The organism is Xanthomonas maliensis (genome assembly GCF_009192945.1).
Classification (GTDB): domain Bacteria; phylum Pseudomonadota; class Gammaproteobacteria; order Xanthomonadales; family Xanthomonadaceae; genus Xanthomonas; species Xanthomonas maliensis.
Window position 1 is genome coordinate 63,203 of the sequence record NZ_NSET01000023.1, and the last position, 24,093, is coordinate 87,295.

General features: G+C 67.0%; 17 protein-coding genes. 8 read left to right on the forward strand and 9 right to left on the reverse strand.

Features of this window, described 5'->3' with window-relative positions:
- Positions 1–20: 20 nt before the first annotated feature.
- Complete coding sequence (locus CKY51_RS07910) at positions 21–1,592, reverse strand: EAL domain-containing protein (RefSeq protein ID WP_022971845.1); 1,572 nt, start codon at positions 1,590–1,592, stop codon at positions 21–23.
- 361 nt (positions 1,593–1,953) lie between these two features.
- Here CKY51_RS07910 and CKY51_RS22405 point away from each other — a divergent pair, with 361 nt between their 5' ends.
- Positions 1,954–2,130: a hypothetical protein gene (locus tag CKY51_RS22405; protein WP_022971846.1), complete on the forward strand. Its 177-nt coding sequence runs from the start codon at positions 1,954–1,956 to the stop codon at positions 2,128–2,130.
- A gap of 325 nt (positions 2,131–2,455) precedes the next feature.
- On the opposite strand, the gene CKY51_RS07915 is transcribed toward CKY51_RS22405, so the two are convergent.
- The 3 genes from CKY51_RS07915 to ubiK all read right to left on the reverse strand — a co-directional run bounded on the left by CKY51_RS07915 (position 2,456) and on the right by ubiK (position 6,190).
- Entirely contained in the window at positions 2,456–4,117 is a 1,662-nt protein-coding gene (locus CKY51_RS07915; RefSeq protein WP_152249075.1) for an AAA family ATPase, read from the reverse strand.
- Between the two features lie 270 nt (positions 4,118–4,387).
- Positions 4,388–5,908 carry a YifB family Mg chelatase-like AAA ATPase gene (locus CKY51_RS07920; RefSeq protein WP_022971848.1) on the reverse strand — a complete coding sequence of 507 codons (1,521 nt, stop codon included), beginning with the start codon at positions 5,906–5,908 and terminating at the stop codon, positions 4,388–4,390.
- 15 nt (positions 5,909–5,923) lie between these two features.
- Complete coding sequence (gene ubiK, locus CKY51_RS07925) at positions 5,924–6,190, reverse strand: ubiquinone biosynthesis accessory factor UbiK (RefSeq protein ID WP_022971849.1); 267 nt, start codon at positions 6,188–6,190, stop codon at positions 5,924–5,926.
- A gap of 178 nt (positions 6,191–6,368) precedes the next feature.
- On the opposite strand from ubiK, the gene CKY51_RS07930 reads away from it, so the two are divergent.
- Entirely contained in the window at positions 6,369–6,707 is a 339-nt protein-coding gene (locus tag CKY51_RS07930; protein WP_022971850.1) for a P-II family nitrogen regulator, read from the forward strand.
- A 470-nt stretch (positions 6,708–7,177) separates the two neighbouring features.
- Positions 7,178–9,151: a glycoside hydrolase family 84 protein gene (locus CKY51_RS07935; protein WP_022971851.1), complete on the forward strand. Its 1,974-nt coding sequence runs from the start codon at positions 7,178–7,180 to the stop codon at positions 9,149–9,151.
- Between the two features lie 190 nt (positions 9,152–9,341).
- On the opposite strand, the gene CKY51_RS07940 is transcribed toward CKY51_RS07935, so the two are convergent.
- Positions 9,342–10,013 (reverse strand): RIO1 family regulatory kinase/ATPase domain-containing protein, encoded by a 672-nt coding sequence (locus CKY51_RS07940; protein WP_022971852.1) that lies wholly within the window; start codon positions 10,011–10,013, stop codon positions 9,342–9,344.
- Between the two features lie 482 nt (positions 10,014–10,495).
- Between CKY51_RS07940 and CKY51_RS07945 the strand changes: the two genes are divergently transcribed.
- Positions 10,496–11,266, forward strand: a complete 771-nt coding sequence (locus tag CKY51_RS07945) for a hypothetical protein (protein WP_022971853.1) — start codon at positions 10,496–10,498, stop codon at positions 11,264–11,266.
- 274 nt (positions 11,267–11,540) lie between these two features.
- Here CKY51_RS07945 and speE read toward each other — a convergent pair whose 3' ends face one another.
- Complete coding sequence (speE, locus tag CKY51_RS07950) at positions 11,541–12,398, reverse strand: polyamine aminopropyltransferase (protein ID WP_022971854.1); 858 nt, start codon at positions 12,396–12,398, stop codon at positions 11,541–11,543.
- Positions 12,399–12,648: 250 nt separating this feature from the next.
- On the opposite strand from speE, the gene speA reads away from it, so the two are divergent.
- The 4 genes from speA (at position 12,649) to CKY51_RS07970 (ending at position 21,758) form a co-directional block, all read left to right on the forward strand.
- Entirely contained in the window at positions 12,649–14,544 is a 1,896-nt protein-coding gene (gene speA / locus CKY51_RS07955) for an arginine decarboxylase (protein WP_031339378.1), read from the forward strand.
- Positions 14,545–15,135: 591 nt separating this feature from the next.
- Complete coding sequence (locus CKY51_RS07960) at positions 15,136–19,125, forward strand: non-ribosomal peptide synthetase (RefSeq protein ID WP_038220316.1); 3,990 nt, start codon at positions 15,136–15,138, stop codon at positions 19,123–19,125.
- A 10-nt stretch (positions 19,126–19,135) separates the two neighbouring features.
- Positions 19,136–20,449 (forward strand): glycosyltransferase, encoded by a 1,314-nt coding sequence (locus tag CKY51_RS07965; RefSeq protein ID WP_031339381.1) that lies wholly within the window; start codon positions 19,136–19,138, stop codon positions 20,447–20,449.
- 181 nt (positions 20,450–20,630) lie between these two features.
- Positions 20,631–21,758 (forward strand): acyltransferase family protein, encoded by a 1,128-nt coding sequence (locus CKY51_RS07970; RefSeq protein ID WP_022971858.1) that lies wholly within the window; start codon positions 20,631–20,633, stop codon positions 21,756–21,758.
- A gap of 92 nt (positions 21,759–21,850) precedes the next feature.
- On the opposite strand, the gene CKY51_RS07975 is transcribed toward CKY51_RS07970, so the two are convergent.
- From CKY51_RS07975 to CKY51_RS07985, 3 genes are read right to left on the reverse strand one after another with little or no spacing between them, the layout of a single operon-like run.
- Positions 21,851–22,606: an SDR family NAD(P)-dependent oxidoreductase gene (locus CKY51_RS07975; protein WP_022971859.1), complete on the reverse strand. Its 756-nt coding sequence runs from the start codon at positions 22,604–22,606 to the stop codon at positions 21,851–21,853.
- A 33-nt stretch (positions 22,607–22,639) separates the two neighbouring features.
- Positions 22,640–23,161: a hypothetical protein gene (locus CKY51_RS07980; RefSeq protein WP_022971860.1), complete on the reverse strand. Its 522-nt coding sequence runs from the start codon at positions 23,159–23,161 to the stop codon at positions 22,640–22,642.
- A 5-nt stretch (positions 23,162–23,166) separates the two neighbouring features.
- Positions 23,167–24,060 (reverse strand): SPOR domain-containing protein, encoded by an 894-nt coding sequence (locus tag CKY51_RS07985; protein ID WP_152249076.1) that lies wholly within the window; start codon positions 24,058–24,060, stop codon positions 23,167–23,169.
- Positions 24,061–24,093 lie beyond the last annotated feature (33 nt).

A 24,093-nucleotide genomic window follows, 5' to 3' on the forward strand; every position in this document is an offset into this window, starting at 1 on the left:
ACGCGCTGCATGGCTCACGCTCAGTGTGGCTGGAGATCTGCCGTGGCGTGTTCGCCGCCGCTGCGCTGCAGATAGGCGATGAATTCGCTCGCCGGCAGCGCACGCGAAAACAGCCATCCCTGCGCCAGATCCACGCCGTGGGCACGTAGATAATCCAACTGCTCTTGTCGCTCCACGCCCTCGGCGATGGTGCGTAGCCCGAGCGTCTTGGCCATCTCGATGATGTGCGCGGTCACCGAGCTGGTGGCCGAATGCGTGCCGATGGTGTCGACGAAGGATTTGTCGATCTTGAGCGCGTCCAGCGGCAAGCCCTGCAGGTACTGCAGGCTGGAATAGCCGGTGCCGAAATCGTCGATGGACACGGTATATCCGGCCCCGCGCAGGTGGCCGATAGTGGCGCGTGCGGCGTCGATATCCATCAGGCTGCGCTCGGTCGCTTCCACCCACAGTTGGGTGCTACGGATGGCCGTGCCCTGCAACGCCTTGGACAACACCGCCTGGATGCGGCCGCTCCTGATGTCGCCCGCCGAGACATTGATGGCCACGTGCAGGCCCGGATCGGCGGCTAACGCTGCACCGAGCTCGGCGATGACCGTGGCCACCACCAAATCGGTGATCGGCAGAATCAGCCCACTCTGCTCGGCCAGCGGGATGAAGGCGTCGGGCGGAACCAGGCTGCCGTCCGATCCGCGCCAGCGCACCAGTGCCTCGGCACCGATGCAGCTGCCGCTGGCCAGCGCGATGATCGGCTGGTAATGCACCACGAAGTCGCCGCGCCGAACCGCTCGCTGCAATTGCGACAACGGCGACAGCCGACGCCGGGTCAGCCACATCACGGCCGCGACCAGCAGCGCAGCCACGGCGCCGCCGATCGGCAATAGCTGCAGGCGCAGCGCAGCCATTGGTCCGCGCAGATTGCTGCTCGGCTCGGTGGCGACCGCCATCCAGTCGCCCGCGGTGGCGCTGCCGGTGAGCACCTGAGGGTTCGACGCGCCGGTGGTGGAATTGCCGACGAGATGCCCAGCCGCGGCGGGCCCGGTACTGCTGAGCAGATAGCCGTTGGATGTGCCCACGGCCAGTTGATGATCCGCTGGCAGATCGATATCGGTGAGCGCGCTGGGGTTGACCAGCGCGTTGTAGCTACCCAGTTGCAGTGCCATGACCGGGTGCTGTGGGCTCGCCAGCGGACGCAGATGGGCGGTGACCGCGATGCCCCGGCGAGAGACGAAATCTGGCGAATGTTGCGGTATCGGGGTCGTCAGTGGGCCCCATGAGGTGCAGCGCAGCTGCCGTTGCTGGAAATAACCCAGTTCGGCGATGTAGTGGCTGCTCAACACCAGTGCACGCATTTGCGCCAAGTGTTGCGGTGAGCAGGGCGGCAACGGCGACTGGCCCATGAAACGCAAGGCCTGATGCGCCTCGTCAAATGCCGCTTCGGTACGGCGGATGGACAATTCGGCCAGTTGACTGAGACGGGTCTGCTCGCGTTCCAGCGCCAATCGCCAGGCGACATGGATGGCGAGCCCGATCGGCACCGCGGCGCACACTAGCGCCAGCACCAGGGTGATACCGAGGATGCGTCGACGCCTCATCATCGTCGACGCCTCTGGATGTGGTTGGCCGCGACAGCGTGCACGGTGGGTGGACCTGCGATTGCACTCGCATCGGTCCTGCGTCCAGACAGCCGCCGGCCTTGCCGCTGTACACGCACGCAGGGAGGCATCGTATTGACGCTGGTCGGATGAGGCTGCACATGCTGACTGTACGCCACGCCGCCGCGTTGCGGGCACTACGTCGCCGCTTCGGCAGCGCTCGTCTGCCGTGCTGGCGCGCATTCGCAGACACCAGTTCACGCCGCGCGGTCTCCGTGCACGCTAGGGTCGCTGCAATGTCCACCGTTGGACCGACGCGCTGCGCGGTCGGGTCTGCTGGACGTCGCACCGGAGAAACAGGATGGCAACACAAAAAGAGCGGGTAGGTGGGACCGACACGGCACCGATCTTCAAGATGCAGGAGTCCACGCGCGATGGCGAGGTGACCAAATACATCGTCGGCGAGACTGGTGTGGCGTTCGATACCCTGCAAGCGGCAGAGGCTGCAGCCAAGGATCTCGACGCGCTCGGCGGCTGACATCGCCCCAGGTCGGGTTGCTCGTCCAGGCGCCGAGCGCAGGCGTGGATCGGCCTGTTTGGGATCCGAGCGACGCAAGTTGCCAAGCGGCGTTCGCACTGCGTTCGCTCGGCTCGTACCAGAGGTTGACGCCCAGAGCAGCTGTGGTCAGGGCGCCATCTAGGAGCAACATCCCTAACCTCCTCGGCACGATCCGATCGTTTGCCTCACTGAAGACCGGGCGTATCTGGTCCTCCTGTCGGGCGTGAAGGCGTCTGTGCTGTGTCGAGGGTGACGTAGGCTGGATCGCATCGACACCGCGCTCGCTTCGGCGCCGCGGCGGCTGTCAGCGTCCCGGCGTAGGAGGCTGTCGCGGCTTGGGGCTGCGCGCATGCACGGGTTGCTGTGCGACGTCCTGGTAGCCGCGCTGCTGCAGGCTTTGCTCCAACGACTGCACGCTGGCAGCGTCGCTAATGGCGATCACCTGCAGATAGCGTGGCAGCTTGCCGCCACCGCCGCTGTCCAGGGTGGCAAGCGCGTCTTCCAGGGTGTCGTAATTGACGCCGATCGGGGCGGCCGGGTTGCATAAGCCAAACGCCAGAAAGGCGGACCAGTCCCAGCCCTTTTGCAACACGTCCAGCGGCAGGCTGGTGACCGACAGCTTCTTGCCGGCGTCGCTGACCATGGCGGCGATGTCGTGGGCGCGACAGACCGAGGGGCTTGGGGCGAACAGCCCCGCCAGGCGGTGATAGAACAGGTAGTAGCCCAGCCGCGGTGTCGCGATCAGCTTCTCCAGCTGCCCCTGCTTGCTGCCGACATCGGCGATTCCGCCCACGGCTTTCTTGGCCTGCACCAGAGCGACCTTGCGGCAGCAGAGATCGCCGATGTCCAACGCGATGACCAAGCCGATATCGGCACCGGTCTGGGTTTCTTCCTGCTTGTTGGCGAGCATCAGCGAGCCGATATAGGACGCCCGCTGTGGATAGCCGAAGGTCGGCAGTCGTTTACGGATCTTCTCGGCGGCGTGCCGCAGCTGGGCGCGCATCGCGCCATTGAGCGGATCCTCGTGTGGATCGGACCGCGCTTCGTCGGCGATGTCCTGACCGCACTCGACCAGCGGCCAGTACAGCGCCCACAACGCATCCAGCCGGGCCGAGCGGGGATCGCACATCGCCAGTGACAGGGCGTGCCAGCGTTCGCTGGGCTGGCTCAGCGCTGCCAGCCTTGCCGCCACCGGCGCCTGCAGCATCGGAGCTGCCAGTGCCGTAGAAGCGTTGACCAGCGCTGGATACGCGGCGGTCGCTGCGAGGCCGAACTGGCGCTCATGGAGCGACTTGCGCAAGGCCTCTGCGCGCCGCTGCATTTCATCGTAGGCCGCAGCGCTGGGCCTGACCTGGAACTGCAGCCGCTGCAGGCCAGCCAAGGCCTGGGTAAATCGGTCGGCGAGCGCGTCCGTTGCCAATTGGTGGAAGTGATTGGCGAAGTCGGGCGCCTTCCAGCCATCCTGCAGCGCGGCGGTGGCGGCCGGCGCCAGCTGTTGCAGCAGGGAGTCGCATTGGCGCAGCAGTGTTTCCACGTGCGCGTGCCGTTCCCGCAGGTCGGCCGAGGCGTGCTGTTGTTCCTGCAGATGGCGGTTATGCGCCTCTGCTTCGGCCTGGCGCTGGGCGAATGCTGCGGCCGTTTCCAACTGTGCGCAAGCCGCGCGATACGCGCGTTTGGCCGCCTGCAGCCGAGGCCAGGAGCGCGCATAGGCCAGCACGCGTTGCAGCAGGCCGCCGGCGTGATCGAACGATGCCCGCCCATCACGATAAGTCTGTTCGATCCGCGCATGCGCCGCAGCGCGCAGCGCCTGTTCGCTGGTCGGGCGCAGAGCCACCAGCGCATTGAGCGCTGCCTGCAACTGGGCAGCGTCACTGGCCAGTTGCTTGCGCCTGGCGTCCAATCGCTGCGCGAGGCGTTGCGCCAGGCTGGGAAGGGAGACAGGCGCGTCTGAAGGAGCGTTGGGCATGTCTGGAAGTCCGTCTCGCAAGCCGTCACGGTGAGCGTCGGCCATCATAGCCAGGGGCTGGTGATCGCTGTCGTGCACGGAGGGCAAAGCGTGATCTCTGCACAAGGCTCGCGTCAGTTCAGCGGCGATACGGTTGCCCTATCCGCACAAGGATGACGTGTCTCATTGCATCTGAGCGCAGACGGTTCCCTCTGTGCACCTGGCGTGCAACTGGGCTCCATGAGCGTTTGAAGGAGCGCGCTTGGCGTGTCCGGACAGCGCACCGGGAGATCAGGCCGCGTTGGTGATCCCAGCGGCGCGGTCCAGGTTGCGGTAGCCGATGGCCTCGGTCAGGTGCCTGGTTGCGATGTCCGCGCATCCCTCCAGATCGGCGATCGTCCGTGCTACGCGCAGGATGCGATGCATCGACCGCGCCGACAGCTGCAATTGCTCGATCGCGCGTTCCAGCAAGGCCTGGTCGTCGGCCTGCAGTTGGCAATGGCGGTCGATGGCGGCCTGGTCGAGGCGGGCATTGGGCGCGCCGGCGCGCAGCAGCTGGCGCTGGTGCGCCTGCACAACCCGCTCACGGATTGTGGCGCTGTCTTCGCCCGCCGCGCCGTTGCGTAGTAGATGCGGCGGCAGGCGCGGGACGTCCACATGCAGGTCGATGCGGTCCAGCAGCGGTCCGGAGATGCGTGCGCGATAGCGGCGGATGGTCTCGCCGCTGCAGCGGCAGCGGCCGCTGGGATCTCCGGCCCAGCCGCACGGGCAGGGGTTCATCGCCGCAACCAGTTGGAAGCGGGCCGGGAAATCCACGCTGCGGGCGGCACGCGAGACGGTGACCACACCCGATTCCAGTGGCTCGCGCAGGACTTCCAGGGTCTGCCGCTGCCACTCGGGCAGTTCGTCCAGGAACAGCACGCCGTGGTGGGCCAGCGAGATCTCACCTGGCCGCGGGTGGGTCCCGCCTCCCACCAGCGCGACGGCGCTAGCGGTGTGGTGCGGGGCGCGATAGGGACGTTGGCGCCAGCGCGCCAGGTCGAGCCCACGCCCGCTGACGGAGGTGATCGCCGCCGTTTCCAGGGCCTCGCTCTCGCTGGCCTCGGGCAGTAGGCCGGGCAGTCGGGAGGCCAGCAAGGTCTTGCCGCAACCGGGGCTGCCCACCAGCAGTAGATGGTGACCGCCGGCAGCGGCAATCTCCAGTGCGCGGCGGGCCTGCGGCTGGCCGCGCACGTCGGCCATGTCGGGGAGCGCCATGGACGGGGCGGCGGGGGCAGCGGGCGTGGCCGGAGTGGCGGCAGCGCTGCCATTGAGCGCGGCACACACCTCGAGCAAGGTTCGTGCGGTGTAGGCCTGCACGTGTCCGGCGATCGCGGCTTCGGCGCCATTGGCCTGCGGCACGATCAGCCGACGTCCGGCAGCGGCCGCCGCCAGGGCCGCAGGGAGCACGCCATCGATGCCGCGCAGTTCCCCGGTCAGCGCCAGTTCGCCAAGGAACTCGTAATCGGCCAGTGCCTGTCTGTCGATTTGACCGCTGGCAGCGAGAATGCCCAGGGCGATCGGCAAGTCGAAACGGCCGCCATCCTTGGGCAGGTCGGCCGGGGCCAGGTTGATGGTGATTCGACGGGCAGGAAACTCGAACTGCGCGCACAGCAAGGCTGCGCGGACCCGTTCGCGTGCCTCGCGGACCGCCGCCTCCGGAAGGCCGACGATCTGCGTTGAGGGGAGCCCGCCGGACAGGTGCACTTCCACCCGGACCTCGGGCGCGTGCACTCCCATCCGGGCACGGCTATGCACCAGTGCCAGGCTCATGGCGCAGCCTCGGTGTCAGGGAGCGGAAGAAGGCGTGCCGGCGGCGCGCGCCTCCAGCGCGGCCACGGTCTGCTCGAGCGCCTCGAGCTTTTCGCGGGTCTTCAGCAGGACGGCGCGCTGCACATCGAACTCCTCGCGGGTGACCAGGTTCAGCTTGCCCAGGCCGGCCTGCAAGGCGCCCTTGAAGGTGCTCTGCAACTCCTCGCGCGATTGGCGCAGTCCTGGCGGGACCAAGTCGCTGAGGCGACGGGCGAGGTCATCGAGATGGTTGAGGTCGATCATGGCAGTTCTCCGCAGGTCCAGGGGAAGCCTAGTGCAGGCCGCAACACGCTGGGCATCGGCGAAGCAATCGGCAGACGGTAAGGATAGTCCCAATCGCAGCTGCGCCCGGAGCGGCCGAGGTGAGTGTTGCCGCCGTCCACGGTATGCTGCGCGCCGTCATGCCCGGGATACCGCACCAATGAAAATGATCATGGCCATCGTCAAACCGTTCAAGCTCGACGATGTGCGCGAGGCGCTGGCCGGTTGCGGTGTGGCGGGGATCACGGTGACCGAGGTCAAGGGCTTCGGCCGGCAGAAGGGCCATACCGAACTGTATCGCGGCGCCGAATACGTGGTCGATTTCCTGCCCAAGGTGAAGATCGAGGTCGCCGTGACCGACGACCAGGCCGAACAGGTGGTGGAAGCCATCGTGCGCGCGGCGGGGACCGGCAAGATCGGCGACGGCAAGGTCTTCGTCTACGACCTGGGCAGCGTGGTGCGTATCCGTACCGGCGAACTGGACGCCGACGCGCTGTAGGGCGCGTGTTGCCGGCATGCGCGATTGCATCGCTGCCGGGCGGGGTGTGGACACCGGCGCGGCAACCAAGCATGGGGACCGCAGTTGGCGCGCGCATGAGCCGCGGTGTCGGCGCGGCCCGCGGTTGCCTGCTGGGACGGCCGGGGTCGAGCGCCGTGCTGTCCTAACGCCGTTTGCCCGCCACGGCTGGCAGAACAACAAGATGTCTTTGAACAGCACCGCAGGTGCTGACCATCGCTTGGCGGTTGCCACGTCGGTGATGCTCCATGTCATCGACATCGCCGAGATACCACTTCAATACCTTAGGCCGCCAGGCTGCATTGACCCGCCTAGGCCGCTGCCAGCCAGACTCTTGCTGCGCCACGCAGGCGATGCTTTTGGGCAATCGCGACCGGAGAGCAATCGGCTTGTTCCCAGGCAGCGACTTGCCTACTCTGTGCGCTAATACCATTCCAATACCGGAGATCGGCATGAACGGACGTTTCCTGCGGCCTCGCACCCGCCTACTGGCGTTGGCGGCGGCACTGGCCTGCACGGCAACGGCGCCGTTGCTTGCAGCACCGGTCACGCGACCGGCGCTGTTTCCCGAGCCGGTGTCCCTGCAACTGCAGTCGGGCGCCGTCACGCTGGGTTCGGAGGTGGTGTTGGTGGTTGCGCCGGGCGCGGATCCGGCCACGGTCGCGCTGGTGCGGCAATTGCTGACCGATGCCGGGGTTGCCCGGATCAGAAGCGTGTCGGCGCTGCCGGCCGCGCTCGCCCAGCCCTATCTGGTGATCGGCACCGCCGATACCGCAGTGGTGCGCGATGCGCTGGGCCGTAGCCGCGCCAGCCAGGAGACCCACAAGGAGGGCTATACGCTGGCCAGCGTGGCGCTGGATGGCGGCAGCCTGATCACCCTGGCCGGCCAGGATGGCGATGGCCTGTTCCATGCGGCGCAGACGCTGCGGCAATTGCTGGCCCAGCCGACGCTGCCGACCTTGGTCATCCAGGACCATCCGGCCATGCCGATCCGCGGCACCATCGAAGGCTTCTACGGCGCGCCCTGGTCGATGAGCGACCGCGCCAAGCACATCGCGTTTCTGGCGCGCAGCAAGGCCAACACCTATATCTATAGCCCAAAGGACGACCCGTACGCACGCGATCGTTGGCGCGACCCGTATCCGCGCGCCACCTTGAAGGCGTTGGGCACGTTGGCAAGCACCGCCCGGCGCAACCATGTCGACTTTGTCTATGCGATTTCGCCGGGACCGACGGTGTGTTTCTCCGATCCGGCCGACCTCAAGGCACTGCTGCGCAAGTTCGATGCATTCCGCGCGCTGGGCGTGCGCAGCTTCTACGTCGCGCTCGACGACATCGAATACACCAAGTGGAACTGCGAGCGCGATCAGGTCACGTTCGGTGCGTCCGGTGCCGAAGCGGCCGGGCTGGCACAGGCGTACCTGCTCAACCGGGTGCAGGCCGATCTGGTTGCGCGGCATGATGCCGCAGCCGAGCTGATCATGGTGCCGACCGAGTATTACGACGCCAAGGACAGCCCCTACAAGGCGGCGCTGCGCAAGCAGCTGGATCCGAAGATCGTCGTGCAATGGACCGGCACCGACGTGGTGCCGCCGGCGATCTCCATTCCCGATGCGCGTGCGGCGACCAAGGCGTTCGGGCGCAAGACACTGTTGTGGGACAACTACCCGGTCAACGATTTCGAAAGCTCGGCCGGCCGGTTGTTGCTGGCGCCATACGCGCGCCGCGAGGCCGGCTTGTCGGCGGAACTATCCGGCATCGTCGCCAACCCGATGAATCAGGAAGCGCCAAGCCGGGTCGCGGTGATGGGGCTGACCGCGTTCGCCTGGAACGATGTCGGTTACGACGCCACGCGGACCTGGCACGCCGCCGCGCGCGATCTGGCCGGCGACGATGCGCGCGTGACCGCGGCCTTGCTGGACTTCTTCGATACCCAGCACCTGGCGCCGACCTTCGGTAGCCAGCCATGGCAGGAACAGGCCCCGCAATTGAAGGCCGAGCTCGACGCGGTACGCGACGCCATCGCGCTCGGCGACGGTGCTGCACGCGGCCAGGCCATCGCCACGCTGGCCCGCCGCGCCGATGCGATGGCTGCAGCGCCGCAGATCATCCGCGATGGCGTGGCCGATAAGGGGTTTGTCGCGCAATCGCGGCCTTGGCTGGAGGCGATGCAGCGCTGGGGCCAGGCCCTGCAGCAGACCGCTGCGGGACTGGACGCGGCCAATCGCGGCAGTGCCGAGGCCAGCCAGCGCTTCGCTGAGGCCACCCGCCTGGCGGCCGAAGCGGCGGTGATTCCGTCGATTCCCGGAGCGACGCGTTTCGGTGGCCCGGTCAAGGTTGCCGATGGCGTGCTGGATCGCTTTATCGCCGATGCGCCGCAGTTGATCGCGGTGCCGTCGACATCGACGCCGGCAAACGCCCCCTGATTTCAGTAGGTGCGTCGGCGTCGGCAGTGCTGGCCAACACGCGGTCGCCGCTCACGCCGGAGGGTGAGTGCGATGCGTCGAACGATCGATGCAAGCGCATGCGCTGCGAAAGCGTGCAGGCGTGGAGGCGTCGGGCCGCGCGCGGCGCAGCGACGGTTGCCGCAAAGACGCGGAGCGGCGCCAGCCGCGTTCAATCGGTGGTGACCGCCGCAGTGCCTTTCAGTCGACGGTACAGGCGCTTCCAACCGCTACGCAGCTGGCGTACCCAGACGGGCTCGGCGCTGCGAGCGGCCTCGTCGGCGGAGGGCGCAATGCCGGTCAGGCGCTGGCGCAACTTATGGTAATTGGCGACATCCCCGCGTTGCAGCTGACGCGCCAACGGCGTGCGCCGCAGCCAGCGCGGAAACCGCCATGCCGAGGTGAAATCGATCAGGACCGGCACGCCGGCGCTGACCACCACGTTGGTGCCATGCAGGTCGTTGTGGGTGATGCCGGCACCATGCAGACGTCGCAAGGCGGCTTGCAGTTGTTGGAAGATCTCTTCGCCGGCCACGGCGCTGGCGCTGAGCGTGTCGCCAGGGATGAACTCCATTCCCACCGCCAGGCCGCCCAGCGTGCCGAGCAGGGCGGGCGCATGCCGCCATCCGTGCAGGCGGCGCAGCATGCCGGCTTCGTGGCGCACCATCAGCCGCGCCAGCGGCGCCAGCAGGGTGCGGCGATAGCGGCCATAGTCCTTGACCACTGCCGACTGCCCAGCCAGATAGGTGCGATAGACGTCGGGTTCGAGCAGTCTGGTGCCGCGCTTGAGCAGGACAGGCGTGACGCGTTGCAGGCTGGAGGTGTCCAGCGGTTGATAATGCATGGTCGTTCTCCGGGCCTCGAGAGCGCGGAGATGTCACGCAGCTGACGGGCGGCTATGGATCGCAGGGGATCGGGCCCGGTCAATTTTAGAACTTACGAGTACTGAAATTAGTTTTATTTCAGAAATGTAACGTTCTCCAGATGGAACAGGTCGCGTTCCAGCGCCAAGAACGCAGGCTGCCGGGACCATGCATAGCGGCGATGCCCGCAGCTATACGCTCTAAAAAGCAAGCCCTGCCGGATTGGTGTCTCACTCTATCTAGACAGCGGATGAGACTGTCGCCACTATGCGCGCTGCGGTCAGGGGGCTGCATCACGCGTGGGATCAGCGCTGCCATCGACGGCAGCCCTGCTCCTGCGAGCGTCGATGATGCGGGGACGCTCCCATGCAATGACGGCAACTGCGCCACTTCCAGATGCCGTCAGGTTCGCCTGTCGTGCGCAAGGATGCGGAAACGACGGACGATCACTGATGGGAATGTCATGAAGAAGACGGCAACACTGCTGTTGGCCTGCACTGCGCTCGGCGTCACTGTGCAGGCTTCGGCGCAATCGTTATCGCGCGGCTGGGACAGCTATCGTCAGCAGCAGAAGCAACAGCAACAAAGTGGCGGCCAGGTCGCTCCTGCAGCGCTCCCCGCCACCAACGGTACCGCGACGACGGCGCCTCAAGGCGATGCTGGCGGCGCGGATCGTTTCGTCACGGTCACCGCACAGACACCGGCGGTGGCCGCACCGCCTGCAGCGGCCACGCGCATCGCCAGCAGCGAGGAGTCGCGCATCGAGCGTGGCGCGTTCATCGGTGTGCAAAGCGGACGCGGTGAGGTGTTCCGTGGATACAAGCAAGACATGCTCGGACTCAGCGCCGGTTATCGCTGGCAGGCCGGTTCGGTGACGCTGATCGGTGTGGAAGCCTCGCTGGGACGTCTCGATCGCAAGGACAATCACGATGACGTCTTCATCCCAGGGGTGAAGTTTGTCGCTGTCGGCGGAACTGCGCGCTTCAATTTCGGCGACAGCCCGCTGTTTGCGGTGGTGCGGCTGGGGTCGTGGTATGCCGATGCCGCTGACCTGAGCGAAGAAGTCTACGGCGGTTATGCCGGCGTCGGCCTGGGGCTGGACCTGGGCAAGCATGCCAGCCTGAGCGTGACGTACACCAACTACCTCTATGCGCGCGACTACTACGACTACGCCGAGGACGTCACCATCAATCGTGCCGAGGTCCTCAACGTGGGTGCGGAAGTACGCTTCTGATCATCGCTTGCTGCCCGGGTCGCACCCCGCGCCTTGCGGCGTGCGACGACCGCGCCGCATCGCAGCCGTTAGCACGCGCGGCGTGTCGACGGTGGAGCAAGCCCAGCAGCCAAGCTCTGCGAACGCGCGCGCTATAGAACGGGTAACACCTCATGCTCTATTCGCGTCGCCGGCGTGTCGGCGCCCGTTCCTAGCAGAGAGCGAATGGGTGGATCGGTGCTGCCGCGGAAGGACGCCATCGCGAGGTTGGTCGTTCCCGCGATGGCGTACTGGCTTACTCCCCCAGCGCCTTGGCCACGAACGGCGGAGCGACCAGCACGCCGGTGTGCTGGTGGGCGGTGTAATACAGCGTGTCGAACGGCTTGGCCTGTGCGTCGGCCTGGCGGAAGGCGAAATCGGCGCCGGCCTGCTTGCTGGCCATGGTCACGCTCCACCAGCCGGTGGGATAGCACGGCTGCGGGAACGGCAGGGTCTTGAACGACTGGAAGCCGGCCTTGCCCATTTCCGTGCGCATGTCCTGGATCAATTGCAGCAAGGCCAGCGGCGATTCGGACTGCTGCACCAGCAGGCCGTCATCCTTCAGCGCGCGGAAGCAGCTCTCGTAGAACGCCTTGTTGAACAGGCCTTCGGCCGGACCCACCGGATCGGTGGAGTCGACGATCACGATGTCCACGCTGCCGGCCGGGCAGTTGGCCATGTAGGCGACGCCGTCGTCGAACAGCAGTTCGGCGCGCGCATCGCCGTTGGCCTCGCACAGCTCGGGGAAATACTTCTCCGCCATGCGGGTGACCTGCTCGTCGATGTCGCACTGGGTGGCACTGGCCACGCCCGGGTGCTTGAGCACTTCGCGCAGCGTGCCGCAGTCGCCGCCACCGATGATGACCACGCGCTTGGGTGCCGGGTGGGTGAACAGCGCCGGATGGCTGATCATCTCGTGATAGAAGAAGTTGTCGCGGCTGGTCAGCATCACCGCGCCATCGATCACCATCAGCTTGCCCCAATCGGTGGTCTGGTAGATCTCGATCTTCTGGAACGGGGACTGCACTTCGTCCAGCTTGCCGCTGATCCGGTAGCCGATGGCCGAACCGGTGGGTTGGAAGTGCTCGATGTACCAGTTGTCGTTGCTGCTCATGCGGATGTCCTGAAGTGGAGGCCTGCGCGGGACGCGGCGACACGCCGGGCCGAGAGGCGCGACAGCCGAGCACGGTCCGCGATGGAGGGGCGGTGGGCTGGCGGCGCTTGCGCAGGCCGGCACCGGGCGACGGCGCGCATTGTAACGGTCACCGCCGGTCGCTGCTTGTAGAATGCACGTCCGCGCCGCGGTGGGCTTCCGCCGCGGTCATCCATACCGCGCCACCACGCGCCCGCTACAGCGAACCGCCATGACTGCCTGCCGTACCTGGTCACAGGACCAAGCCCGCAAGACCTACTCGATTCCACACTGGGCCGACGGGTACTTCGACGTGAACGCGGCCGGCCATATCGTGGTCCGGCCGACTGGCGACGGTCCCGCGGTCTCGCTGCCGGAAGTGGTCGATGCCGCCCGTGCCGCCGGCGCGAAGCTGCCGCTGTTGGTGCGTTTTCCCGATATCCTCGGCCAGCGGCTGGGTAAGCTGCAGGCCGCATTCGCCCAGGCGCAGGCCGATTGGGAGTACGCCGGGGGCTATACCGCGGTCTACCCGATCAAGGTCAACCAGCATCGCGGCGTGGCTGGGACCTTGGCGGCGCATACCGGGGAAGGGTTCGGACTGGAGGCCGGCAGCAAGCCCGAATTGATGGCGGTGCTGGCGCTGTCGCGTCCGGGCGGGCTGATCGTCTGCAACGGCTACAAGGACCGCGAATACATTCGCCTGGCGCTGATCGGGCGCAAGCTCGGCCTGCAGACCTTCATCGTCATCGAGAAACCCTCCGAGCTCAACCTGGTGCTGGAAGAAGCGCGCGCGCTGGACGTCAAGCCCGGCCTGGGCGTGCGCATGCGCCTGGCCTCGCTGGGGGCGGGCAAGTGGCAGAACAGCGGCGGCGACAAGGCCAAGTTCGGGTTGTCGCCACGGCAGGTGCTGGACCTGTGGAAGACGCTGCGCGACACCGAATACGCCGACAGCCTGAATCTGCTGCATTTCCATATGGGCTCGCAGATCTCCAACGTGCGCGACATCGCCAATGGCATGCGCGAGGCCACGCGCTATTTCGTCGAACTGTCACGGCTGGGTGCCAAGATCAGTCATGTGGATGTGGGCGGCGGCCTCGGCATCGACTACGAAGGCACGCGCTCGCGCAGCTATTGCTCGATCAACTACGGCTTGCACGCTTACGCCAGCAACATCGTGCAACCGCTGGCCAGTGCCTGCGAGGAACACGGGCTGGCGCCGCCGCGCATCGTCACCGAGTGCGGCCGCGCAATGACCGCCCACCACGCGGTGTTGATCGCCAATGTCTCGGAGGTGGAGCAGGCGCCGGAAGGGCGCGTGCCGGATGCGCACGACGACGAGCCGGCGGCGATCCGCCATCTGCGCGAGATCCACGACGAACTGGACGTGCGCCCGGCGGTGGAATTGTTCCAGGAGGCGCAGCACTTCCATGCCGAAGGCCTGAGCGCCTACGCGCTGGGGCAGATCGACCTGGTCCACCGCGCGCGCATCGACGATTTGTTCTACGCCATCGCCCACGGGGTGCGTGCGCGCCTGAGCTTCGACGAGAAGAGCCATCGCCCGGTGCTGGATGAGCTCAACGAGCGGCTGGTGGACAAGTATTTCGTCAACTTCAGCGTGTTCGAGTCGATCCCGGACGTGTGGGCGATCGATCAAGTGTTTCCAATCGTGCCGATCGAGCGCTTGAACGAGATGCCGCAGCGACGCGGCATCATCGCCGACATGACCTGCGATTCGGACGGCATGGTCAAGACCTATGTCGAGAACGAGAGCCTGGACAGCTCCTTGCCACTGCATCCGCTGAACGCGGGCGAGAGCTACCGCATCGGCTTCTTCCTGGTCGGCGCCTACCAGGAAATCCTCGGCGACATCCATAACCTGTTCGGCGATACCGATGCGGTGGAAGTGGCAGTGGAGGGCAACGGCTATCGCATCGTCCAGCAGCGCCGCGGCGATACCACCGATGTGATGCTCGATTACGTCGGCTACCAGATCGACGCGTTGCGCGCGACCTATGCCGAGCGCATCGCCGCTGCCCAACTGCCCGAGGCGCGCGCCCAGGAACTGCGCGCGGCGCTCGAAGCCGGGCTCACTGGGTATACCTATCTGTCCGACGAGCCCTTGGGCTGATTGTCCTGGAAGACGGACAGCGCGCGCGGCCAGGCCGTGCGATGCCGGTCATCATGGCGCGGCACGGTGCCGCCGTGCACCGTCAGATGTTGTTCACACAATGGACGACCAAGTAAAGCACTGGCCGGACAACGGGCGAGTGCGCGAAAGGACTCGCGGGACAATGGTCTCGGCAATAACGAGACTTGCTGCAGACATACGCGACAGAACGCCGGTCAGTTGGCGCGGTTTGACGTAGCGCGCAGCTAAGTCGCTTTTTGCGAAGCCACGAAGCGCGAAATTCTCGGTTCAATCACAGTTTCGGCACGTCAGCGCACATTCAGGAATGAATCGTGATTTCCGCACGGTACAGCGCAGCAATCGATTGTTAATGTCCATACGTCGCTTGCCGAGGCACGTTGGTAACGTGACCTCAGCAGCGACGCTCCGCTCGATTTCGATCCGTTTGCCACTGCGAATCGCCGTATTGCGGCGAGCGGCGGCGAAGCCTTGCCCCACGTTCCAGTCGATCCCTACGCCTGTCTAGATGCGCCGTATCCAGGAAGGAGACAGCGTGATCCGGGTGCGCGTCCCTCACTGCCAGGAATGACCATGCATACGGACACCTCATCGCTGTCTCCGTTGACGCGCGCGCAGCGCGGTCTGTGGGTCGGTAGCAAGTTGCACACCGATAACACCTTGATGCTCTCCGAGGGATTGGAGCTGTTCGGGCCGCTGGATCCTGCGTTGTTGATGCAGGCATCACGGCAGATCACCGAAGAGTTCGACACGCTACGGCTATGCATCAGCGAGCAGGGTGGCCTGCCGAGTCAAGTGGTATTGCCGGTGTATCCAGGGGCATTTCCGATCTTCGACGTCAGCGACGATCCGGCGCCGCGCAACGCGGCCGAACACTGGGTCGCCGAGCAGATTCGCAAGCCGGAAGACCTGCGTAACGGGCCGCTGTGGTTCTGCGCGTTGTTTCGCCTGGGCCAGGACCATCACCTGTGGGTCCAGTACATGAGTCATCTGGTGATCGATGGCTTCACCGTGACGATGGTGGTGCAGCGCCTGGCCGCGCTCTATAGCGCCTATGCAGGCGGGCAAGTGCCCGAGCCCGCGGCCTACGGCAGCGCACTGGAGCTGGTGGCGCTGGAAGAACACTATCGCGCCTCCGATCGTCATCAGCGCGATCGCGACTACTGGATGCAGCAGCTGGCCGACCTGCCGCCGCCGGCGACGCTGGCGCGCCCACGCGATTACCGCAGCGCTGGTCTGGTGCGTGCCAGTGGCCAATTTTCCGCCAAGCAGATCGCGCGCCTGCGAGCGCTGGGACGCGCGCATGGCGCCAGTCTTCCGCAGACCTTGATCGCGCTGGTCGCCGCGTACTACCACCGCTACACCGGCGTGAGCGACTTGGTGATTGCCATGCCGGTGACGGGGCGCATCAATGCGCGCTATCGCCAGGTACCGGGCATGGTCGCCAACGTGGTTTACCTGCGCCTGGCAATCCAACCCGAGCAGCCGTTCCACGCGTTGCTTGCTCAGGTCTCCTCGGTAGTGCGTCACGCCCTGCGTCATCAGCAGTATCGCTTCGAGGACGTTCGTCGCGATCTGGGCGTGTTCGGCGGCGAACAGAAGATCGCGCGATTGGCGGTCAATATCGAAGCGTTCGACTACGCACTGCGTTTCGGCGAGGCGTATGCGCTGCCGCACAACCTGTCCAATGGCCCGGCCGACGACCTGACCATCTTCTGCTATGAGCGTGGCGACGGCACCGCCGTGCGCTTCGACCTGGATGCCAACCCGGCGCTGTACGACCAAGACGAACTCGTCGAGCATTGCCGTCGCCTGGGCGTGTTGGCCGATGCGGTACTGACCACGTCCGAGCAGCCGCTCGGCTGGCTCGATGTCCTGGGCCGGCAAGAGCGCACCCGCCTGCTGCAAACGTGGAATGCCACCAGCAGACCGCTGCCGGAGCCGGCAACGCTGTTGCACGAGCTGCTGCAACAGCTGGAGGTGATGCCCGCGGCGATCGTCGTCCAGTGCGACAACCGCACGCTCGACTATGCGCAGCTCTGCGAGCTTGCCTCGCGCATTGCCGCGCAGTGGGTGGCCGACGGTGTCCGGCCTGGCGATGTGATTGCCGTGGCGCTGCCGCGCAGCGAGCACCTGCTGCTGGTTCTGCTGGCAGTGATGTGGAGCGGTGCGGCGTATTTGCCGCTCGATCCGGCCGGCCCGCCGATCCGCAACCGGCAGATGCTCGACGATGCTGGCGCCATCGGCCTGGTCTGCGAGCCGGAGCTGCGCGACGCGCTGCTGCTGGGTGGCATGGTGTGGCTGGATCCGCGCCCGGCGCAGCTGCCGGCGGCGATTGCGCCGCTGGCCACGCCGGAGGGCACGGCCTATGTGCTGTACACCTCTGGTTCCACCGGTGCGCCGAAGGGTGTGGAAATCAGTCACCGCAGTCTGCTCAATCTGCTGGTCGCCATGCATCAGGAACTGGGGTTGCGGCCGCGCGATCGCGTGTTGGCGGTCACCACCGTGACCTTCGATATCGCCGGCCTGGAGCTGTACCTGCCCCTGTTGGTCGGTGCGCGCACGGTGATCGCGCAAGCCGGCATCGCGCACGATCCCCGCGGGCTGGCGCGCTTGATAGCGCAGGCGCAGATCAGCGTGATCCAGGCCACGCCGTCGCTGTGGCGGATCCTGCTGGCCAACCAGGACCTGCAACTGGACACGGTGCACGCGCTGGTCGGCGGTGAAGCGCTGGGCGCCGAGTTGGCCACGCGCCTGCTGGGTCGCGTCGGTCGGCTGACGCAGTTGTACGGGCCGACCGAGACCACGATCTGGTCGACCATCATGCCGTTGCAGCTGACCGATGCGATGCAGCCGCCGATCGGACGCCCGCTGGCCAACACGCGGCTGTATGTGCTCGATGCGCAGCAACAGCCGCTGCCGACCGGCGCGGTGGGCGAGCTGTACATCGGCGGCACCGGCGTGGCCAAGGGCTATCGCCGCAAGCCGCAGCTGACCGATGAGCGCTTCCTGGCCGATCCGTTTGCTGGCGATGGCAGCACGATGTACCGCACCGGCGATCAGGTGCGTTTTCGTCCTGACGGGGTGCTGGAGTTCATTGGCCGTGGCGATGACCAGCTGAAGATTCGTGGCCATCGCATCGAGCCGCGCGAGGTCGAGGATGCGCTACAGCAGCATCCGCAGGTCGCCCAGGCGGCGGTGGTCGGACATCGCGATGGCGACGGCGTGTTGCAACTGCTGGCCTATGTGGCGCCACGACCCGGGCAGACGGTGGAGCCTGAGAGCCTGCGCCAGCATTTGCAGGTGTATCTGCCGCCGGCCATGCTGCCGTCGCTGTGGATGCCGTTGCCGGCCTTGCCGCTGACGGCGAGTGGCAAGCTGGATCGCAAGGCGCTGCCGGCACCCGACGCGCAGCCTGCGCGCACGCACGTGCCGCCGCGCGATGCGATCGAGCGGCAACTGGCGACCCTGCTGCAGGAGATCCTGGCCATCGATGAGGTCGGCGTGCACGACAGCTTCTTCGATCTGGGCGGCGATTCGCTGCGCGCTGCCGAGATCGCCGCACGCTTTCCGCAGCTGTTCGGTGTCGATCTGCCGCTGGGCACTTTGTTCCACACGCCCACCATCGCCGGCCTGGCCGAGGTGGTGCGGCGCAACGGCCAGCTGCACAGCGATCCGTTGGCCTGCGTGCTGCCGCTGCGGGCCGGCGAGGTCGGCGTTCCGACCTTGTTCTGCATCCATCCAGTGATCGGCCTGGGCTGGTCGTACCTGACCTTGCTCGGCCAGTTGGATCCGCGGTGGCCGGTGGTGGCCTTGCAATCGCCCGGCCTGGCCGATCGCAGCTACCGGCCGGACAGTTTGCAGGCGATCGCCCGCGACTACCTGGTGCGCTTGCGCAGCGTGCAACCGCATGGCCCCTATCGTCTGCTGGGTTGGTCGTTGGGCGGCCTGATCGCACACGCCATCGCGGCCGAGCTGCGCGCGGCCGGGGAGTCGGTCGAGCTGCTCGCCCTGCTCGACAGTTATCCGCATCAAGCGCAGGCCGAGCAGCTCGACGAAGCCGTCAGCGTCCGCGCGGCGGTGCAGGCGCTCGATCTGCAGCCGCCGGCGGATACGCCGCTGCCTACCACGATGGCCGGGCTGGCTGGGTTGCTGTGCGATCACTATGGCTTGCTGTCGTTCCCGCTGGTCCGTCAGCTACTGGAACAGCAACCGGACCTGCTGACCAACATCGGCGAGCTGACCCAGCATCATCTACGTCTCGCGCGTCGCCATCGTCCGAGCGGGATCGATGTGGATGCCGTCTTCGTCGAGGCGACGCGTCGTCCGACCGCCGCGATGGACACCGTCGCGTGGATCGACCACCGCCCGCAGGCCTGGCAGCCACTGACGCGCGGCTTGCAGGTGCATGCACTGGATAGCGATCACCATGGCATGTTCGCGCTGGCGCATGTGGCAACCCTGGCCGACCTGCTGCAGGCGGCCGTGGTGCAGGCGACGGCGCGCCCGGCGGCGATTGGAGTACCGCTGCAGACCAGCGATGGCATCGCCGAATATGCCTGAAGGCGGCGCCATCGCCACGGCGGGCGCTGCCTGCCGGCCTGGGCGGCCGATCGTGATCGCCACCCTCGGCACCCAGGGCGACGTACGGCCGATCGTTGCCCTGGGGCGAGGGTTGCAGCAGCGCGGGCATGTGGTGCGCATCCTGACCAGTGAGAACTTCGCCTCGCTGGTCACGGCCAATGGCTTGGCCTTCGCGCCGCTCAATGGCGATCACCAGCGCATGCTGCAACGGTCTCCGATCAGCAGCCGGCAGTCGTCGTTGGCTATTTCGCGGATGTTCCGCGAGCATCTGGCGCAGTGGTCGCCGGATTGGGCACGGCAGGGACGCGCGGCCTGTGCCGACGCCGGCCTGGTGATCGGCGTCGGCACCGCCAGCCTGCTGGCTGCCGCCTTGGGCGAGGCGTTGCAGATCCCGGTGGTCCATGCGCAATTGCAGCCGATCACCCCATCGCGCCACGTGCCGTTGATGGTCAGGCCGCAGTGGCATTTGCCAGGCCCGCTGCAGGTCGGCATCCAAACCGCGATGCGCATGGGCGGCTGGCAGGTGCTGCGTCATGCCATCGACGAGACGGTGCGGCCGCAATTGGGACTGCGGCCCTACGGTTGGCGCGGCCCCAATTTCGCTACGGCGCGTGTGCTGTATGGCTATAGCGAGCACTTGTGCCCGCGCCCGCCGGATTGGCCGGCGCGCGTGCAGGTCTGCGGTTTCTGGTCGCTGCCGCAGCCCCGATGGGAACCGCCTGCTGCGTTGCAGGCATTTCTGGATGCCGGGCCGCCGCCGGTCTACGTCGGCTTCGGCAGCATGATCGCCGCGGATGCTGAGCGGCTGACCGAGACGGTCAAGGCGGCGTTGCGCCTGACTGGCCAGCGCGCACTGCTGGCCGCTGGATGGGGCGGCCTGGCGGCCGCTGGCGACCCGCCATCGCAGCAGTTCTTCACGCTCGATCAGGTTCCCCATGACTGGTTGTTTCCGCGCGTTGCGGTGGCGGTCCACCACGGTGGGGCTGGCACCAGTGCTGCGGCGCTGACGGCCGGTATTCCCTCGGTGGTGGTGCCGTTCGGCTACGACCAGCGATTCTGGGGACATTGTCTGGCGCAGCGCGGGGTCGCGCCGCCGGTCGTGGATCACGCTGGCTTGCAGCCGGAAGCGCTCGCACAGGCGTTACGACAGGCCAGTGCACCAGCGATGCGCATGGCAGCGCAGGCACTCGGACAGCGGTTGCGCGAGGAAGATGGCGTCGGCACGGCGGTGGCACAGCTGGTGCGTTGGGGGCTGTTGGCCGAGGCTGGCGCTCTCGCCCCGGACGTGGCGATGGCGCACTGATTTTCGGATCGGACGGTGCGTCGTCCGCTGTGTCATGCCACCCGGCGGCTCGGAGCTGTCGCAAGAAATCGCGGGTGGCTGTGCTGTCTGCGCAGGCAGCGCGTTACTCGGCATGGCGTGCGCCTGGAGCGATGCGGTTGCGGCACAATGTGCGCTCTGCCTGCAAGGACGTCGTCGGCCCATGCGTTACCCGGCTCTGGATCTGTTGCGCGGTATCGCCATCGTCTGGGTGATGCTGTTCCATTCCTTCGTGGTGGGCGGTCTGGGGCCTGACTGGTCGTGGCTGTCGCGCTATGGCTGGATGGGCGTGGATCTGTTCTTCGTGCTCAGCGGTTTTCTGATCGGGACTCAGGTGCTCAGGCCATTGGCGCGCGGCGAGCGACTGGCGCTGGGGGACTTCTATCTGCGGCGTGCGTTTCGCATCCTGCCGGCGTTCTGGGTAATGTTGCTGCTCTATCTGGCATGGCCGTCGATCAGAGAAGCCGACGGCCTGGCGCCGTGGTGGATGTTCGTCAGCTTCAGCTACAACCTGCTGGTGGACTACACCCAACAGGCGGCCTTCTCGCATGCCTGGTCGCTCTGCGTGGAGGAGCACTTCTACCTGGTGTTCCCGTTGCTGGCGCTGTGGCTGGCGCGCGGCCGCTCGCGGCGCTGGGTGACCTTGGTCTGCGTGGTGGTGGTGATGGCTGGCATCGGCCTGCGGACCGGCATCTGGCTGCACGACACCGCGCTCGATGGCGTCGGCGCCGGGCTGCAACGCAACTGGTTCATCGAGGACATCTACTACCCAACCTGGTGTCGTCTGGATGGACTGTTGGCCGGGGTCGTACTGGCGCTGATCCAGGTCTATGCGCCGCAGCGTTGGTCCGCACTGCAAGACCGCGGCAATGCCTTGTTGTTGGGTGGCCTGGCGACGGTGGCGCTGGCGATGTGGCTATTTGGCGAGCGCACTGGCTTGCTCGGCAATGCCATCGGTTGGCCGGTGTTGTCGCTGGGGCTGGCGATGTTGGTGGCGGCCGGCACGGCTGGCCGGTGTCTGCTTGGACGGCTGCGGGTGCCCGGTGCGGGCTGGTTGGCGGCCATTTCCTACAGCCTGTACCTCAGCCACAAGGCCGCCTTCCATCTGACACAGGATTGGTTCGGTCGGCAGTTGGACGGACACGGCGTGTTGGCGTTCGCAGTGTATGCACTCGCTGCACTCCTGGCCGGCGCGGCGCTGCACTATCTGGTGGAGCGGCCGGGCCTGCGCCTGCGTGGCTTGCTGCTGGATCGCCGCGTGCCGGCAGCGGTCGCCGAATCGGCACCCTAGCGCGTGTCATGCCCTTCGCGGCGCGTACCGCTCCACCGACATGACACGCGCCCGCGGCGGCGCCCTCGGCTCGCGCCGAAGGGCCGGGGTCGTCAGTGCGCCTCGCGTGCGACCTGGAAGCCGGCGAACGACTGCGTCACCGGCATGATCTCCAGCCGATTGATGTTCAAGTGCGCCGGCAGGGTGGCGACATAGAAGATCTGCTCGGCGATGTCCTCGGCGGTCATCGGGGTGGCGCCGCGGTACAACGTGTCGGAGGCGGCTTGATTGCCGCCGGTCCGCACCAGGGTGAATTCGGTCTCGGCCATGCCCGGTTCGATCGAGGTCACCCGCACGCCGGTGCCATGCAGGTCCGAGCGCAGGCCCAGCGAGAACTGCTGCACGAAGGCCTTGGTGCCGCCATAGACGTTACCGCCGGTGTACGGATAGGTCGCCGCGACCGAAGCGATGTTGATGATGCTGCCGCGGCGGGCGATCAGTGCCGGCAGCAAACGGTGGGTCAAGGTGACCAGGCCGGTGACATTGGTGTCGATCATCTGCCGCCACTGCGCCAGGTCGGCCTGTTGCGCCGGTGCGGTACCCAGCGCCAGGCCGGCGTTGTTGACCAGCACATCGATGTCGGCGAATGCGGCAGGCAGGGCGTCGATGGCGGCATCCAGTGCCTGCGCATCGCGCATGTCGAAGGCGACGGTATGGACCTGGCCGGCGGGCAGCGTTTCAGCCAGCGCCTGCAGGCGCTCGGCGCGCCGGCCGGTGGCGACGACCTTCCAGCCAGCGGCGACGAAGCGGCGCACTGCCGCACTGCCGAATCCGGACGTGGCACCAGTGATCAGGGCGGTCTTGGACATGGGAACTCCTGGGGGATGGATCAGGGGAGGAACTTAGGGCGATGCGTCTGGCGCCGCGCGTCGTGCGGCCAACTGCGCGGGCGTCAGCGGTTCGCGGCGGATGACCTGGCCGTGCCGCAGTTGCAGCAGGACGTAGGGCAGCGCGGAAGCGGGCGTGCCGGGCGCCGGTGGGTCGGGCAGGGCGACCAGCACTTCGCCATCGACCCAGTCGGCGACCACCGGCGCGCGCCGGTTTGGAAATAGCACCGGCAATGGCAACGTTGGTGGCGCATCGGCGCAGGCACCGAGCACCACCCGGTCCAGCAGCAGGCGGTTGCCGTCCACTCGCCAGAACGCCTGATAGCCCCGCCAGTTGGCGCTGCAGGCGCCCAAAGCCGACCCGGCATGGGCAACGAACCGCTGCCAGGTCGCTGGATCGTCGAGCACCGACGACAGCGGTTCGGCCAGCACCACCGCGTCCTGGCCGTCAAGCTGGATGCGATCGGGGATCTGCTCGGTGGCCTGGCTTGCGCCGACCAACCCGCACAGCAGCAGTCCGAGCGCGCGGCGTCTCACCGCGACTACTGGGCCTTGATCGCGATGGCCGAGACGCCGCTGCCGGTCAGCTTCTGCTTGGCCTCGGCCAGTTCGCCGGCGCTGCCGTACGGCCCCATTCGCACGCGATAGACGGTCTTGCCGCCGATATCGGCCGATTCCACTCGCGCGGCCAGGCCCATCATCGCCAGTTTGGCCTTGGTCGACTCGGCATCGCCGGACGCGCCGAATGAGCCGGCCTGCAGGATGTAGCGGGTGTTGTCGGGCGCGGCGGTGGCGGGTTGCGCGCTGGGCTTGGGCGTGCTGGCCGCAGCAGTTGGTGCGCTTGCCGCGGTGGTCGGCGTCGTGGTCGCCGCGGTGGCGGTGGGTGCGGGCGCGGTGCGGGCGGGTACGGTTTCTGCGAGCGGCTTGGGCGTACTCGCCGCGGTCTCCTTCAACGGCACCGGCACGCTGGCCGCCGGTGTGGCCGCCGCTGCAGTGACCGCCGCCGCAGCAGCGCCGGCGGCCGGTGGGGCCGGCTTGCCTTCCAGCGCCGCGCGGGCGCGCGCGGCTTCCTCGGCACGCGCGCTGGCCGCCAGTTCGGCATCGGACATTTGCACTTCCTTGCCGGGCAGCAAGGTGTAGAAGTCGTATTGCGTCTGCGCGTCGCCGGCTTTGGTCGCCGGTTTGTTGGTTTGCGCGTTGGGCTTGGGCAATTCGGCCGGCGTGTCCACGTCGGCATCGGCCACCGGCGGTGGTTGCGCGTCCGGATTCGGTCGCGGGCCCACGCGCAGGAAGCCATCGCCGTCCTTCTTGAACAGGTTGGGGGCGGCCAGGAACACCACCGCGGCGATCGCCGCACCGGCGACCAGCCACACCCAGCCGGGCGTGCCGTTGCTGGTGTTGCGTCGGGCCTGACTCTTACCGCGTCGTGCTGCCATCTACCACGTCTCCAATCACATCGGTTGCGGGCG

Excerpts from the sequence above, each read along its gene's own strand:
- CKY51_RS07915 (WP_152249075.1), bottom strand. The coding sequence starts at position 4,117 with ATGCCCAACGCTCCTTCAGACGCGCCTGTCTCCCTTCCCAGCCTGGCG.
- CKY51_RS07910 (WP_022971845.1), bottom strand. The coding sequence starts at position 1,592 with ATGAGGCGTCGACGCATCCTCGGTATCACCCTGGTGCTGGCGCTAGTG.
- CKY51_RS07920 (WP_022971848.1), bottom strand. The coding sequence starts at position 5,908 with ATGAGCCTGGCACTGGTGCATAGCCGTGCCCGGATGGGAGTGCACGCG.
- CKY51_RS07975 (WP_022971859.1), bottom strand. The coding sequence starts at position 22,606 with ATGTCCAAGACCGCCCTGATCACTGGTGCCACGTCCGGATTCGGCAGT.
- CKY51_RS07935 (WP_022971851.1), top strand. The coding sequence starts at position 7,178 with ATGAACGGACGTTTCCTGCGGCCTCGCACCCGCCTACTGGCGTTGGCG.
- CKY51_RS07960 (WP_038220316.1), top strand. The coding sequence starts at position 15,136 with ATGCATACGGACACCTCATCGCTGTCTCCGTTGACGCGCGCGCAGCGC.
- CKY51_RS07985 (WP_152249076.1), bottom strand. The coding sequence starts at position 24,060 with ATGGCAGCACGACGCGGTAAGAGTCAGGCCCGACGCAACACCAGCAAC.
- CKY51_RS22405 (WP_022971846.1), top strand. The coding sequence starts at position 1,954 with ATGGCAACACAAAAAGAGCGGGTAGGTGGGACCGACACGGCACCGATC.
- ubiK (WP_022971849.1), bottom strand. The coding sequence starts at position 6,190 with ATGATCGACCTCAACCATCTCGATGACCTCGCCCGTCGCCTCAGCGAC.
- CKY51_RS07945 (WP_022971853.1), top strand. The coding sequence starts at position 10,496 with ATGAAGAAGACGGCAACACTGCTGTTGGCCTGCACTGCGCTCGGCGTC.
- CKY51_RS07930 (WP_022971850.1), top strand. The coding sequence starts at position 6,369 with ATGAAAATGATCATGGCCATCGTCAAACCGTTCAAGCTCGACGATGTG.
- CKY51_RS07940 (WP_022971852.1), bottom strand. The coding sequence starts at position 10,013 with ATGCATTATCAACCGCTGGACACCTCCAGCCTGCAACGCGTCACGCCT.
- speE (WP_022971854.1), bottom strand. The coding sequence starts at position 12,398 with ATGAGCAGCAACGACAACTGGTACATCGAGCACTTCCAACCCACCGGT.
- speA (WP_031339378.1), top strand. The coding sequence starts at position 12,649 with ATGACTGCCTGCCGTACCTGGTCACAGGACCAAGCCCGCAAGACCTAC.
- CKY51_RS07970 (WP_022971858.1), top strand. The coding sequence starts at position 20,631 with ATGCGTTACCCGGCTCTGGATCTGTTGCGCGGTATCGCCATCGTCTGG.